This window comes from Marinobacter sediminicola (assembly GCF_031157525.1).
Lineage (GTDB): Bacteria > Pseudomonadota > Gammaproteobacteria > Pseudomonadales > Oleiphilaceae > Marinobacter > Marinobacter sediminicola.
Window position 1 is genome coordinate 75735 of the sequence record NZ_JAVIXR010000007.1, and the last position, 13912, is coordinate 89646.

The 13912-nt window shown below is 55.3% G+C and carries 11 protein-coding genes; 4 read left to right on the forward strand and 7 right to left on the reverse strand.

Annotated features, from left to right (window positions below):
• Positions 1-236: 236 nt before the first annotated feature.
• Together ubiD and RG807_RS11290 are read left to right on the forward strand one after the other, a co-directional pair.
• Positions 237-1724: a 4-hydroxy-3-polyprenylbenzoate decarboxylase gene (ubiD, locus tag RG807_RS11285; RefSeq protein WP_309044978.1), complete on the forward strand. Its 1488-nt coding sequence runs from the start codon at positions 237-239 to the stop codon at positions 1722-1724.
• A gap of 1 nt (position 1725) precedes the next feature.
• The gene (locus RG807_RS11290) at positions 1726-2730 is read left to right on the forward strand and encodes a 2Fe-2S iron-sulfur cluster-binding protein (protein ID WP_309045077.1); all 1005 of its coding nucleotides are present in this window, start codon (positions 1726-1728) and stop codon (positions 2728-2730) included.
• Positions 2731-2771: 41 nt separating this feature from the next.
• Here the strand turns inward: RG807_RS11290 and RG807_RS11295 are convergent, their stop codons facing one another.
• The 6 genes from RG807_RS11295 to RG807_RS11320 all read right to left on the reverse strand — a co-directional run bounded on the left by RG807_RS11295 (position 2772) and on the right by RG807_RS11320 (position 8675).
• Positions 2772-4013 carry a heme biosynthesis HemY N-terminal domain-containing protein gene (locus tag RG807_RS11295; protein ID WP_309044979.1) on the reverse strand — a complete coding sequence of 414 codons (1242 nt, stop codon included), beginning with the start codon at positions 4011-4013 and terminating at the stop codon, positions 2772-2774.
• The gene (locus RG807_RS11300) at positions 4010-5092 is read right to left on the reverse strand and encodes a uroporphyrinogen-III C-methyltransferase (protein ID WP_309044980.1); all 1083 of its coding nucleotides are present in this window, start codon (positions 5090-5092) and stop codon (positions 4010-4012) included. The genes RG807_RS11295 and RG807_RS11300 overlap by 4 nt, the downstream gene beginning before the upstream one ends.
• 8 nt (positions 5093-5100) lie before the next feature.
• Complete coding sequence (locus RG807_RS11305) at positions 5101-5913, reverse strand: uroporphyrinogen-III synthase (protein ID WP_309044981.1); 813 nt, start codon at positions 5911-5913, stop codon at positions 5101-5103.
• A complete protein-coding gene (hemC, locus tag RG807_RS11310; protein WP_309044982.1) occupies positions 5894-6835 on the reverse strand; it encodes a hydroxymethylbilane synthase in 942 nt (313 codons plus the stop codon). Before hemC ends, RG807_RS11305 begins: the two co-directional genes overlap by 20 nt.
• Positions 6836-6939: 104 nt before the next feature.
• The gene (locus tag RG807_RS11315) at positions 6940-7710 is read right to left on the reverse strand and encodes a LytR/AlgR family response regulator transcription factor (protein WP_309044983.1); all 771 of its coding nucleotides are present in this window, start codon (positions 7708-7710) and stop codon (positions 6940-6942) included.
• On the reverse strand, positions 7707-8675 hold the full coding sequence (locus RG807_RS11320; protein ID WP_309045078.1) for a sensor histidine kinase: 969 nt from the start codon (positions 8673-8675) through the stop codon (positions 7707-7709). Before RG807_RS11320 ends, RG807_RS11315 begins: the two co-directional genes overlap by 4 nt.
• Before the next feature lie 307 nt (positions 8676-8982).
• Between RG807_RS11320 and RG807_RS11325 the strand changes: the two genes are divergently transcribed.
• Together RG807_RS11325 and argH are read left to right on the forward strand one after the other, a co-directional pair.
• Positions 8983-9834, forward strand: coding sequence for a substrate-binding periplasmic protein (locus RG807_RS11325; RefSeq protein ID WP_309044984.1), 852 nt, complete (start codon positions 8983-8985; stop codon positions 9832-9834).
• Positions 9835-9892: 58 nt separating this feature from the next.
• Complete coding sequence (gene argH, locus RG807_RS11330) at positions 9893-11302, forward strand: argininosuccinate lyase (protein ID WP_309044985.1); 1410 nt, start codon at positions 9893-9895, stop codon at positions 11300-11302.
• A gap of 40 nt (positions 11303-11342) precedes the next feature.
• Here the strand turns inward: argH and RG807_RS11335 are convergent, their stop codons facing one another.
• The gene (locus RG807_RS11335) at positions 11343-13811 is read right to left on the reverse strand and encodes an EAL domain-containing protein (RefSeq protein WP_309044986.1); all 2469 of its coding nucleotides are present in this window, start codon (positions 13809-13811) and stop codon (positions 11343-11345) included.
• Positions 13812-13912 lie beyond the last annotated feature (101 nt).

Sequence of the window (13912 nt, forward strand, 5' to 3'; positions counted from 1 at the left end):
TTGGATTACAGTTCAGCTTTAGCGAGTTTTTGCCTTGAGTTAACTGGTGATTCCGTGAACGCGGTGAGGGCCTGCTTTCCCAGACTGTGTCTTGCCAAGGATGGCAAGACCAAGCCCCCAGGGATGGGTTTACGGCGTGTCTGGGAAAGCAGGCCCTCATTGCGTTCTGGCACTGGCTGAGAAGTCTGGAAGGTGGCGAACTCCGTATTAGAAGCTAACCGTGAACGGAGCCAACGATGAAATACAACGATCTGCGGGACTTCATTGACCAGTTGGAGAAACTGGGTGAGCTGAAACGCATCTCAGTGGAAGTAGACCCCCACCTGGAAATGACCGAAATCTGCGACCGCACGCTGCGGGCAGGTGGTCCTGCGTTGTTGTTTGAAAACCCCAAAGGCTACGACATGCCTGTGCTTGCCAACCTCTTCGGCACCACCCGAAGAGTGGCTCTGGGCATGGGGCAAGAAGACGTCACTGCACTCCGGGAAGTGGGCAAACTGCTTGCCTACCTCAAAGAGCCAGATCCCCCCAAAGGCTTCAAAGACGCGATCGAAAAGTTGCCATTGCTTCGGCAAGTGATGCGCATGAGCCCGAAAGTGCTCAGGTCAGCGCCCTGTCAGGACGTGGTGATAGAAAAAGACAAAGTTGATCTTTACCAAATCCCCGTACAGCACTGCTGGCCTGGGGATGCCGGGCCACTGGTGACATGGCCACTGGTGATTACCCGTGGGCCCCACAAAGAACGGCAGAATCTGGGGATTTATAGGCAACAGGTGATTGGTCGTAACCGGCTGATCATGCGGTGGTTGAGTCATCGTGGTGGCGCATTGGATTTTCAGGAGTTTCAGAAACAGAACCCTGGCAAACCTTATCCCGTTGCAGTCGCCCTTGGCGCCGACCCGGCAACCATTCTGGGTGCAGTGACGCCTGTTCCTGATTCTCTTTCCGAGTATGCGTTTGCAGGCTTGTTGCGGGGTAGTCGGACCGAGTTGGTGCAGTGCGGCCTCAGTGATTTGCAGGTGCCAGCCAGTGCCGAAATTGTCCTGGAAGGCTTTATTTACCCGGATGACAACGCCCCGGAAGGCCCGTTTGGTGACCATACCGGTTATTACAACGAAGTGGACGAGTTCCCGGTGTTCACCGTTGAGCGGATCACCCACCGCAAAGATCCGATTTACCACAGCACATATACTGGCAGGCCGCCCGATGAGCCGGCGATTCTGGGTGTGGCGCTGAATGAGGTGTTTATCCCCATTCTGCAAAAGCAGTTTCCGGAGATTGTGGATTTTTATCTGCCGCCCGAAGGCTGCTCCTACCGCTTGGCAGTGGTGACCATGAAAAAGCAATACCCTGGCCATGCGAAGCGCGTGATGATGGGGGTATGGTCTTTCCTGCGCCAGTTTATGTACACCAAGTTCGTGATCGTGACCGATGACGATGTAGATGCCCGTAACTGGGAAGATGTGATTTGGGCCATTACCACCCGCATGGACCCGATTCGCGATACCACTCTGGTCGAAAACACGCCCATTGATTATCTGGATTTTGCATCGCCGGTGTCTGGCCTTGGCTCCAAAATGGGGATGGACGCCACCAACAAATGGCCGGGTGAAACCACCCGCGAGTGGGGCGAGCCCATCGCCATGACCGACGCTGTAAAACAGCGTGTGGACGAACTCTGGGACAGTCTGGGTATTGAAACTTCGGCTGGCCGCCCTGATTGATATGAGCAACAGGCAGTGGCAGGTGACTATTGAGCCCTCCGGCATTCGCTACCTGGCGCCCGCTAACGGGGATCTGTTAAACGCAGCAGGCAGTGCCGGTATTGCTGTTCCCCACGCCTGCAAAAATGGTGTATGCGAACTTTGTGAAGCTCGCCTGAAAAGCGGCTCCGCTCTGAACACCCGAAACCAACAGATGATTCCGGTCGGCGCGCGACTGATGATGTGCAGAACCGCCGCGCTTGACCATCTAGAATTGGAGATGAGTGCCGTTATGGCAGCAGGACAGAATCAGCCCCGAAAGTTTCAGGCAAACGTGGTGGATGTGAGCTCAATCAGCCATGACGTGTATCGGGTTGAGCTTCAGTTGCCGCGGCGGCGGGAGGTGGCTTTTCATGCGGGCCAGTATTTGTCCATCAACCTGCCGGATGCTGAGCCCTGTTATTTTTCCATTGCCAGCAGTCCGTCGGAGCAGAATATTGAGTTGCATATTCAGGCGTCCCCGGAGTGGCTGTCGGCGCAAAAGGTTATTGATGCGCTGACTTCGGGTGAAACCGTCAGCCTGGAATTACCCCACGGCAAAGCCTGTCTGGCGAGCACTCCTGAGAAGCCATTGCTTCTGGTTGCAGCAGGTACGGGGTTTGCGCAGATGAAAAGCCTGGTGGACTATTTGCGCGGCATAGCTTCTAGCCAGCCGGTAAGATTGTTCTGGGGCGTGCGTCGCCACGAGGATATGTACCTCAGATCCATGGCTCGACAGTGGGAACAGGAGTGGCCTGTTTTCAGCTTTCAGCCAGTGGTGGGTGATGACGAAGACAGCGAATGGAGTGGGCACCACGACCAACTTGTACGCGCTGTGTTGGCCTCAGGCATGGATTGGCAAAATGTGGAAGTACACGCCAGTGGCTCGCCAACGATGGTTTACACGTTGATGGACGCTCTGGTGGAAGCGGGGCTTCCACCTCAAGCGTTCTTTTCTGATGTGCTGGAGTATGCACCTCGCAGTTGAGGTGCTGGGTAAATGGTCAAATCTTGCAGGCTGGCCGCTGCTCAGGCCCTTGGCATGGGCAGTTCCGGCAGCCCGTTATCGGTTGCCAGCCCTTGCATCATAAGCTTTATGCTCATTTCTTCATCGCCCATATGAGCGCTCAGTCGGCTCAGTTCTGCCAGAGTGTCCCGGCTGCGGCGTAATCTCAAGCTGGTTTCAAAATATTCCCGGGCTTTTCCCCACAGCTCATTTCTCAAGCTGAGCCGGCCCAGTGCCAGTAGCAACTCCGCATTGCTGGGGCGATCTTTCAGCCACTGCTCTGCGGTAAGAAGCTGCTCGTCGGGTTTGCGACCTTCTATCCGGCCATAGAGGTTGACCAGGTCATCGCTCCAGTGATTGTGTAAAACTTTGCGTAGCAGGGTTTCGGTCTGTGCTTCATCGCCAAGATCGGCCAGCAGGCGGGCATAATCAGCAATGGTTTTTTCATCTCTGCGCAAAAATCCGGGCAGTTCATCCCAGAGGCGGGTGAGTGGCTCCAGGGATGAGTTCGGATCAGCCTGTTGCTGACGCCGGCAGTCTTCGGCAGCCTTTTCCAGCAGGTTGTGCCAAACAAGCCGCTCAAGCTCACCAAGTTCTGATTCGGGGAGCACGCTACGCTTACGCAACTCTGGCAATAGCCTTGAGAGTTCGCGCCAATCTTCAAGACGAAGATAGGTGGTTTTCAGTAGCTTCAGAACGAAGGGGTGGTGTGGAGATTGTTTGCGCAGGCGCACCAGTGTTGCCAACGCTTGTTCCAGACGGTTACCTGCAAGCTGCAGCTGAGCCTGGGTGATGCCCACGGCCATGTCCGATCCTGGAGTGCTTTCAAACGCTTTTCTCAGCAGTTCATCTACGGCTTCATGGTCGCCACTCTCAAACGCTGCCTGGGCAGCTGCCAGATAGTTAATAAGGGGCGTGTCTGCGTGGCTGGCGGCTGAGGTCAACATCTTGCGGGCTCGAGGCCAGTTGCCTTCTGCCAGAGCCAGTAAGCCGATTGTGGTGCGGCGGCGGGCCCTTCGCTCCTTGCCCCGGGAAACCCAGTTGGCAATCAGCCCAGTGCCTTGTCGCATGCGGCGGATCAGGTTTGTAGTGAGCACGATCAGCGCAACCACAACCACCAGGAGCAAAAGCCCAACCCAGAAGTTGGTTTCTACCAGATAGTTGCCCAGGCTGATGCGAATGTAACCCAGGTCGTATTGCAGCCCGAGTGAAAGCGCGGTGCCAATGAGCAGGGCAAAAAGAATGATCAGAAGCAGGCGAATCATGAATCACTGCCTTTGTTGAGTCGGCCTGCCAGCCGCTCTTTGAGCAGGCCCAGAGATTGGCTTATGTCGGGTAGATCCGGTGCTACGTTCCGTGTAGTCAGTTCGCCGAGGGTATTGGTCAAAGCGCTGACTCGTGGATTGCTCCCGTCGTACCAATCGTCAACGGCGGCTTGAGCCTTGGCTAGAGAGCGCTCGTAAAGTGGTTGGTTGCCTCTGAGTACAGCCATCTCTGCTTCTTCAAGCATCAGCTGCAAATTCAGGCGTGCGTATGCGCTCTGGTCTGGCGATAACAGTGGTTTGACAGATTCGTCCAGGCGGCGAACCACAACCACTTGCATCAGGGTAGATTTGAACTTTTTCCAGGCCCTGAGTAGCACGCCGGGTTCGCCGCCTTCTTCGGAAGTTTCCTCAGACTGGGCGTTACCAACAAATCCGGGAGCTTGCTCACTGATAAGTGCTTGATCGGTTAGCTGATGAACGCTGTCTATGACCGCTTCAAGGGTGAGATAGAGCCCGGTTCTGTCGACACTGGAAATGCCTTTTAGTGCCAGAATTTCCCGCGCCAGTTGCTGACGTACAGGGTACACGCCAACATCATCGGATTCGGTCAGCACTTCGTCTGCAGCTTCAAGGGCAGACAGCGCGCCGCGAATGTCTTTTTCAATCAGCAGGCGCTGGTTGGCTATGCGCAGTAAGTACTCTGCCTCTGCCAGTAACCAGTCTGTACGGGTGCGGTTGCCGGCTTCGAGTAATTCGCGGGCAGTGTGATCAATTTGCCGCTGCTGGGTGGCGATCAGTTCGCGCTGGGATGCAAGTTTATCTTCCAGAGCCTGCAAGCGTTGGCTTTGCTGGGTTCCCTGGTCGCCATACATATTCTCAAGCTGCGAGGTATCCTGCTGCAAGCTTTTCAGCGTTTGTAGGGTGGACTGGTTGTCGTTCCATTGCTGCCAGTTCCACAGTGCCAGCGCGGCAACACTGACCAACGCAATGATGGCGATAACCCAAACCGGCCAGACTTTCTGTCGGGCAAGTTGTTCTTTGGCAATCGGGACAGGTAATTGTTTTGTTGTTTCAGTCACGGGCGTCCTTACTTGGCTTTTCCGGAGCCACCGTCCAGGCCTGCCAGTTGTTCTGCGGCGGCGGCCACGATGTCGTTATCGGCAAGGCTTCCTGGTATACACGGAGCCTTGAATCCCGCCGCAAGCGCCTGATCGGCGATACGCCGAGCGGGCACGATGACGGGTCTGTCGTATAGATTATGGCTGCAATTGGCACATAGTGCGATGAGATTGTTCAAGGTTTCTCCAGAGAGCGCAACAATAGCATCCGGGGCGAACGCAATCAGGGCGGTGTTGATCTGCGCAGGCGTGTAATCCGGGCAGAATCTTCGATAAAGAGGCAATATGGTGACTCGGGCACCACGCTCTTCCAGTGTTCTGCGGGTCAATTCTCGCCCTTCCTCGCCTCGGGCAACAAGTACCCGCTCCCCTTCGATATTCGCAAGGCGAGGTAGCTTCAGCAAAGCTTCGCTGGTCCAGCCTTCATCAGGTTTGCGCGGGTTTATGCCATATTCCGCGAGTGCTCTGGCCGTGCCGGCCCCCACGCCATACCAGTCTAGTCCGGTAGGTAGTTGCGGCCACCAGGTATCCAGCTCGTCGAGCAGCAGGCGTGCAGCGTAGGGGCTGACGGCAATAACATGGGAGAACTCGTCGAGGTTGAGAAGGGTGGTGCGCCGTTCGGGGGTTTCTGGCAGAGGCTCTCTTTCTACCAGTGGGAATACGTGCGTCTCGGCGCCGGCAGCCTGAAACTGCCGGGCCAGCCTGGATGCTTCCGGTTCCGGCCGGCATATAAGAATACGCCGGCCGGCCAGGGTGGCTGGATTAGTCTGGAGTGTGGCCATAAACTTCAGCCAGGATTTTGTCTGCACCTAACGCTAAAAGCTCTTCCGCCAATTCACGGCCAAGGCGTTCGCCTTCGGCGCGCGGCGCGCGGCCTTCCACACGGAGAATCTTTGTGCCGTCCACAGCGCCAACCAACCCACGCAACCACAAGGTGTCGTCGTCTTCCAGCAGGGCATAGGCCGCGATAGGCACCTGGCAACCACCTTCAAGGCGACGGTTCATTGCTCTTTCGGCTTTCACCCGGTCGGAGGTGTCAGCGTGGCTCAGGGGTTCCAGCATCGCCCGCAGTTCGTTGTCATTCAGCCGGCACTCAATGCCAAGGGCGCCTTGGCCAACCGCTGGCAGGGATACTGTGTCTGGTATGGCGTAGCGAATTCGGTCATGGAAGCCCAAACGCTTCAGGCCAGAGCTGGCAAGAACGATGGCGTCGTAGTCACCGGCGTCCAGTTTTGCCAGCCGGGTGTTTACGTTGCCCCGTAAAACCCGAATTTCCAGATCTGGCCGGTAGGCACGCAGCTGGGATTCTCGGCGCAGGCTGGCGGTGCCTACCACAGCGCCTTGTGGCAAGGCGTCTACGTTTGCGTAGTTGTTGCTGACAAAGGCATCGGTAGGGTCGTCTCGCTCGCAAATAGCGACCAGGCCCAAGCCTTCGGGAAAGGCCATTGGTACATCTTTCATGGAGTGCACGGCAAGGTCTGCACGGCCGTCAAGCATGGCTTCTTCCAGCTCTTTTACAAACAGACCTTTACCGCCAATTTTAGCCAGAGGCACATCGAGGATTTTATCGCCCTGGGTTTTAATCTTGATCAGTTCCACAGCCACGTTGTCGTGGAGCCGTTCCAGTTCGGCCTTGATGAATTCTGCCTGCCATAGCGCCAAGGCACTACTTCGGGTTGCGACGCGAAGGGTTCGTTTGGACATGATGCTCACTGCCAGTTATGAAAATGTTCGCCAAGGTTACCCTGTGGCGCCGTAAAAGTCCCGTGGATGGCCGCGCTGCAGCGCCTGCAAGGTATGTGGTTGCCTCAGCCCGGCTGTTGTCTTTGTAGCCACTGGCGCACATTGCTGGTGTGCCTTCGGCTTACCTGCAGTTCACCCAGACCGTCTCTGAGTGCTAGCAGGTTTTGGCCATCCGGTGTGCGCCTGAGTGCCTGGATATATTGTACGCCCACCAAAGTGTTGCGGTGAATCCGGAGCAGCTGGTTGGGGTAGGCGCTTTCCAGTTCTTTGAGGGTGTAATCAGATACAGTCTCACCACGGGTATGGTGAATGGTCACGTATTTCTGATCTGCCTGACAATAGCGGATCCCGGCTATATCAATTAGTTCTGTACCTCGATGGGTTCGAACCGACAGCTGCCCATCTTCCACAGTTTCCCGTTCGGCGGCGCTGCCCGCCATGCTGTCAGAAAGTGTGCGTAGCTGTACGCGATTAATCCGCCCCGCACGGGCCAGGGCCTCAGTCAGTGCATCTTTGCGCACGGGTTTGAGCAGGTAGGCTACAGCCTGAACCTCGAAAGCCTGAATTGCATAGTTGTCGTAGGCGGTGCAGAAAATGATTGCTGGCGGGTTGCTGAGCCGGCTCAGGCGCGCGGCTGTTTCCATGCCATCAAGACCGGGCATGCGTATGTCCAGTAAAAGAATATCAGGCTGCAGGCCGGCAACCTGAGTGAGTGTGGTGTCGCCGTCCCCGGCTTCCCCGCAAACCACGTATTCAGGCAGGCTCTCGGCAAGACGCCTCAAGCGCTGCCGGGCTAGAGGTTCATCATCCGCGATTAGAATCTTCTGTTTGGTCATGAGTACTGTGTAGTTTTGGGCAGCCGCAAGGTGACGGTATAAACGTCCCCCTGATGGCTGTGTTTAAGTACAGCGGCCTCCCCGAATAGAGCCTGCAGCCTTGCCTGAATGTTGCTCAGGGCCATTTGGTTGCCGTTGTGCTGACTGCTGTTGTTGTCCGGTTTGGGGTTTTGAACGAGCAGGTACACGTATTTGCCCCGAGCTTCGGCCTCTATGCGCACCGTACCACCCTCGGGGCGAGGTTGTATGCCGTGATAAACCGCGTTCTCAACCAGTGGTTGCAAGGTTAGCGGTGGTATCGCCTGGCGCTCCAGCCCGTCGGCAATGTGCCATTCGAGTTTCAGGCGGGGGCCAAGACGCAGGGATTCGATTGCCAGGTAGCGCTGGCAGAGATCCAGCTCCTTTGTCATTGGAATGAGTTGGTCGCCGGTGCGCAAGCTGGCGCGAAAGAGTTCAGAAAGATCAAGCACGGCTTCTTCGGCCTGTTCCGGATCCGAGGCAATAAGGCTGGCGATGGTGTTCATGCTGTTGAACAAAAAGTGCGGCTGTATTCGCGCCTGCAGGGCAATCAAGTGTGCCTGCATTTCGGCTTCCCGCTGCTGTTGCCACTGGTGCTGCAGGTAGAAGTAGCGAAGAACGATGAGCGTAATCAGCAGAGCCAGCAGGAGCTTTTTGGCGATAGCCTGCCAGTCGACAATGCCCGGTTTCGGATGCAGAACGCTGTCGGCAAACAGGCTGAAGGCGAGCACATCTATGAGCACTATGGCCGCAATAGCGAAGGTGGCCCGGGAGACGGGCATTCGAGCCAACCGGGTGCGCAGGAGGCAAATCAGCGCGGCACTGGTGAGGGTGGTCCACTGTACAAATAGCGAGAGAAGTGCGAAGTAGTTCCAGTCAATCCAGCCGTCGCTGGCCTGAACAATTGCCAGCACCAGCACCAGCAGTTCGCTGGTGATCAGTAGCATGAATACAGAGCGTACCCGACAAAGATCGGGCACGAAAAAATTCTGTATGGCGACAGTCTTGTCCCTGCTCAGGGTAGTCACTTTTCTGCGGGTCAGAATGTTATACTCCCGTCACGATCATTGTGCCCATTCCGCGCGAGATAGTGTTGGGCTGTCAGCACAAAAGATAGACTATATTCAGTACTCACTAAAGCGTTCCCTGTTGCGGCCAAATAATTTGATCCTTCTTCTTCAGGCTCAGGTGGGTTCCGCCGGTTTTTGCGGGAATGACAGTTCGATCTAAATCAAGAGTTAGGCGGAGCCCATAATGAGACAAGCCACCAATAACTCTGAATCTGCAACATTGTTGATTCTGCGGGGTGCTTCGTGCGCAGGACTATTCAAAGCGGTTGTTTTGGCTATTTCACTGCTTGGGTACGCAGCGCAAAGCTTTGCTGAGTGCAGTATAACGCTACGCTGGGATGATGACGCACCTTACTTCATCCCGCAACGGGGCCGTGTTGCGGGCATCGATGCTGATATTAGTCGTGAAGTCATGCGACGAATGAACTGTAATCTTACGCTGGTTAAGCTTCCTTGGGCGCGTGGGCTGGTAGAATTGCGTCAGGGGCGTATCGATATGGTCTCAGGAGCCCATCGCACACCCGAACGGGAAATATACGCTCACTACGCTAATACAGTGCCGACCATCTCGCCCAATCTGCTGTTCATTCGTCGTTCTGACAAAGCTGAGTTCAGGTTTTCGGGATTGCGAGAGGTTCTGAACTCGGGGTTCAAGCTAGGGGCACAAATCAACGTATCTTATAGTGAGGAATACGGCGCCCTCGTCCAGGATTCAAGGTACAGAGGAAATATCGAGTACACGTCCCGCCGGGATTCGCTTTGGAGAATGCTGGCCCTGAGTCGTGTTGATGGGGTAATTGCGGATAAACTGACGGCTATGCACGAGATCCAGGCGCTGGGGCTTTCTGACCGGATAACACACAGCTCGATGGTCGTCTCGAGCATAGAAGCCCATTATATTTTCTCGAAAGAATCAGTCAGCCCGGAGTTTGTCGCGCACTTTGATCGTGCGTTGGAAGCCATGCAAAATGACGGTACCTACGCAGCCATTGTTCATCGTTATGTTTGCCCCTCCTGTCGAGATATGCCCGATTGAACGCACGCTGATATATGAATCTATTTGACTCATTACATGTAACGAGAGTACTTACACCATGACGGACAAGAAACAACCTGATCAGGCCGCAACCTCCGAAAAACCATGGGGTGGACGCTTCAGTGAGCCCACCGACGCATTTGTGGAGCGTTTTACAGCATCTGTCGGGTTTGATCAGCGCCTGTATCACCACGATATTACCGGTTCCATCGCCCATGCGACTATGCTCGCAGAGGTTGGCGTCCTGACGGTGGATGAGCGCGATCTCATTATTGAAGGCCTGAACGGCGTAAAAGAAGACATTGAAGCCGGGCGCTTTGAGTGGTCGGTCAGTCTCGAAGATGTTCACATGAATATCGAGGCCCGGTTAACGGATCGTATTGGTATTACAGGTAAAAAACTGCACACAGGGCGCAGTCGAAATGATCAGGTAGCCACCGATATCCGCCTGTACCTGCGTGATGAAATTGATGTGATTGCCGAAGAACTCAAGCGTCTGCAAGCCGGCCTGCTGGATCTCGCCGAGCGCGAAGCCGATACCATCATGCCGGGCTTTACCCATCTTCAAACGGCACAGCCAGTCACCTTCGGGCACCATCTTCTGGCCTGGTATGAAATGCTGGTGCGTGATGGTGAGCGTTTGCAGGACTGCCGCAAACGCGTGAATGTGATGCCTCTGGGGGCCGCGGCACTGGCAGGTACCACTTACCCGATCGATCGCGCCATGACCGCAAGGTTGCTGGGCTTTGAGCGTCCTTCTGAAAACTCGCTGGATTCGGTCAGTGACCGGGATTTTGCCATTGAGTTTTGCAGCTTCGCGGCCTTGCTGATGACACACATGTCCCGCTTCAGCGAAGAGCTGGTGCTGTGGACCTCAGCGCAGTTTGATTTTATTGATTTGCCGGATCGTTTTTGCACCGGTTCTTCAATCATGCCCCAGAAAAAGAACCCCGATGTGCCCGAGCTTGTCCGCGGAAAATCCGGGCGGGTGACGGGCCATCTGATGTCTTTGCTCATGCTGATGAAGAGCCAGCCGCTAGCGTATAACAAGGACAATCAAGAGGATAAAGAGCCTCTGTTCGACACGGTCGACACTATTAAGGGCTGCTTGAAAGCCTACGCCGACATGGTCCCGGCTATTCGTGCGAAAGCCGATAACATGCGTGTTGCCGCCAAGCGCGGGTTTTCGACGGCAACAGACCTGGCGGATTATCTGGTCAAAAAAGGCATGCCGTTCCGCGATGCCCATGAAGTAGTAGGCAAGGCCGTGGCCTTTGGTGTTGCCGAAGAGCGGGATCTTTCTGATATGACTCTGGTAGAGCTGAAGCGTTTCTCTGACACCATCGATGAAGATGTCTTTGATGTGCTCACACTCGAAGGATCAGTTCAGGCCCGTGACCATTTGGGCGGAACCGCTCCAGCTCAGGTGCGGGCTGCTGTAGGCCGCGCTCGCAAGTTGCTGGGCTGAAGCCTTTGCCCCCGAGCTTGTTGTTACTGAGTTTGGGGGCTTAGCCGCCTATCCGTCCGGTGGGGAGATCTACCGCCACCGGCGTCAGCTCCGCCAGGGGTATAGGTGGCCCAAGCCTGAATCCTTGGCCAAAATGAATGCCCAGTGTCCGGACCTTCCGAAGAATGTCATCGTTCTCGATAAACGTTGCCACCGTTATTTTCCCTGCTTCCTGTGCGATCCGATGCAGCGCTTCTACCATGATCTGCTGAACCGGATCGGTTCCCAGTCTGAGCATCAAACTGCGGTCGAGTTTGACAACGTCTACTGGCAGTTTTGCCGCAAGCCTGTAACTCTCCACAGACGCGCCGGCACCATCCAGTGCTACTCGACAACCAATCCTGTGTAGCGCGTCGCACAACACGGCAACCTCATCCGGGTATTGTGTTGCGTGGGCTTCACGAACCTCAAGGCAAAAGGATTCTGCCGGGTAGTTTGACGCTCCGAGGACAGATTCCATGAAGTCCGCAAAGGTGTCATCCAGGACGCTGGCGAGGGACAGGTTGAAACCACAATATTTCAGCCTGGGCTCCAGTAATTTGTGCTCGCCAAGCCAGGTAAACGTTTGCAGTATGACTTGGCGATCCAGTCGCTTGGCCAAATCAAAACGTTCGGCTACCGGCAGGAACTGCTCCGGCTGCAACCATTGCTCATGCACACCGTTACCTGGAATTCTTGCGAGAATTTCGATGTGATCACCCCAGGTAACGCTGGAGACCGGCTTGAGTGGCTGGAACTCCAGAAACAACGACTGCTTGTCCAGGGCTTTTCGGATCTGGTCGACAAGTTCATTGCTGTCGCTGTGATCCGGTTTCGGGCGTGTGGCGTGGGCAGTGTGAACTCGGTTGCGACCGGATGTTTTGGCGTCATGACACAAATCTGCAGCTTGTCCCAGCAATTGTTCGGAGTTGGTAGGCGTGTTTTTTCCGATTATCAGCAGGCCACCGCTGGCGGTGGTTTGTAGCTGGTGTCCTTGCCACTCGAAAACAAAATTTCGGATGAGGCATAGAAGGTTGTCTGCAAGCTTGCGGGCTGCCGACTCTGTACAGTCTTCGATGAGCAGCGCGAAGGTATCACCGGCAAGCCTCGATACCGTATCCTGTGGCCTACTGCGCACATCGAGAATGCTGGCCAGCTCCCTGAGGTAGCGGTCGCTGGCGCCGTTTCCGGCGATGCTGTTGAAGTTGCCAAAGGCGTCGAGGTTCAGATATAAAAGGCAGCTGTCGGTAGCTTCTTTGCCAGCTTGGTCCAACTGGCGCTGAAGGCGTGCGATAAATTCTCTTCGGTTTGTGAGGCCAGTTACCGGGTCGTGCCGGTATCTGTATTCGCTGTCCCCTGTTTTGCTGGCGCGGTTGCTGATGTCACTGGCTACAACCACAGCACCCGCAGTTTCGCTTTTGTCCGTGCCGGGGTCCCCGATTTTGCTGTCTGTCAGGCGCTGGTAGTGAAACTCGTAGACCGGCCACTCACCACTTTGTTGCGTGACAGGCATGTCCACAATAAAGCTGTCCTGCTCAAAGGCACGTTGCCAGAGCTGTTCCGCCAGATGTCGTTCATTCGGGTGTTTTTCAAGTAACTGACGCAGGTTGTCGCCCACTTTGGGTGTTGCGCCAAACAGGCTGCCAAACAAGCGGGCATAGGGCGCGTTGAAATGCAGCAGATTTAGGTTTTTATCCACGGCAGCGATCAACCCGGGGCTCGCGGCCGTGGTGGCATTCAGTATGTTTGTAGCCTTCAAGCGGGCATGATCGCGTTGCATTTCGCCGGTACGATCTACCAGAGTCCCCCCGAGTTTACGTAACCTGCCGCCGGTTTTAAGGGCTCGGCCATTTAGTGTTGCTCGAATGTTTTTTTCTTTGGCAGTCAGCAAATGAAGCTCAATTGTGAAGGGTGCGCCGGTGCGTGCGCATCTGCGGAAAAGTGCCCGAATACGTTCCTGGCCACCCTGGCAGTAGAACAGTGCTTGTTCCGGTGTAATTTCCGTTCCCGGTTTCAGCTCCAGCAACCGATATAACCCTTCTGTCCAGGTCATCTGGTTGCTGGTGATATCCAGTTCCCATATTCCGAAGCCCGCTGCGCTTTCAGAAAAGCGCAATAGGCGGGTGTCTATGGCAGAGCTTTCCTGCTGAGCAATGCGGGCGCTCGCAGCCCCATCTGAATCGCGTATACTGATGCGCAATGAAAGGCTTGCCGTGTAGAAAAAACCTTCCTTGTGACGAAAGGTGACCAGCACAGTTTGGCCACTCTCGATACGGTGTCGATTGGCTGGTGCAAAGGGGTCGTCTTCTCTGGATGCCAACACCCGGTGTACCATAATGCCTTCCAGTTCACTGGCATCGTACCCAAGTACAGCCTCGGCATTGCTGTCCGCGTATAGAACCTTACCTTCATCATCAATACGCAACAGGGTCTGGCGACCGGTGACACTGGATGTATCAGTGCGATAACGCTGTATGACAAGCTCTTTCACTGGGCCGGGCCTCGGGTTTACTTAAGCGTATGCCGCTTTTATTTTTTGATGATTGTGCCACGATGAGTTCATCATACTGATAATTAAACCGGAAAGAACCT

Coding starts and splice junctions, on each gene's coding strand:
- RG807_RS11315 (WP_309044983.1), bottom strand. CDS start 7,710: ATGACCAAACAGAAGATTCTAATCGCGGATGATGAACCTCTAGCCCGG.
- hemC (WP_309044982.1), bottom strand. CDS start 6,835: ATGTCCAAACGAACCCTTCGCGTCGCAACCCGAAGTAGTGCCTTGGCG.
- argH (WP_309044985.1), top strand. CDS start 9,893: ATGACGGACAAGAAACAACCTGATCAGGCCGCAACCTCCGAAAAACCA.
- RG807_RS11305 (WP_309044981.1), bottom strand. CDS start 5,913: ATGGCCACACTCCAGACTAATCCAGCCACCCTGGCCGGCCGGCGTATT.
- RG807_RS11320 (WP_309045078.1), bottom strand. CDS start 8,675: ATGCTACTGATCACCAGCGAACTGCTGGTGCTGGTGCTGGCAATTGTT.
- RG807_RS11290 (WP_309045077.1), top strand. CDS start 1,726: ATGAGCAACAGGCAGTGGCAGGTGACTATTGAGCCCTCCGGCATTCGC.
- RG807_RS11325 (WP_309044984.1), top strand. CDS start 8,983: ATGAGACAAGCCACCAATAACTCTGAATCTGCAACATTGTTGATTCTG.
- ubiD (WP_309044978.1), top strand. CDS start 237: ATGAAATACAACGATCTGCGGGACTTCATTGACCAGTTGGAGAAACTG.
- RG807_RS11295 (WP_309044979.1), bottom strand. CDS start 4,013: ATGATTCGCCTGCTTCTGATCATTCTTTTTGCCCTGCTCATTGGCACC.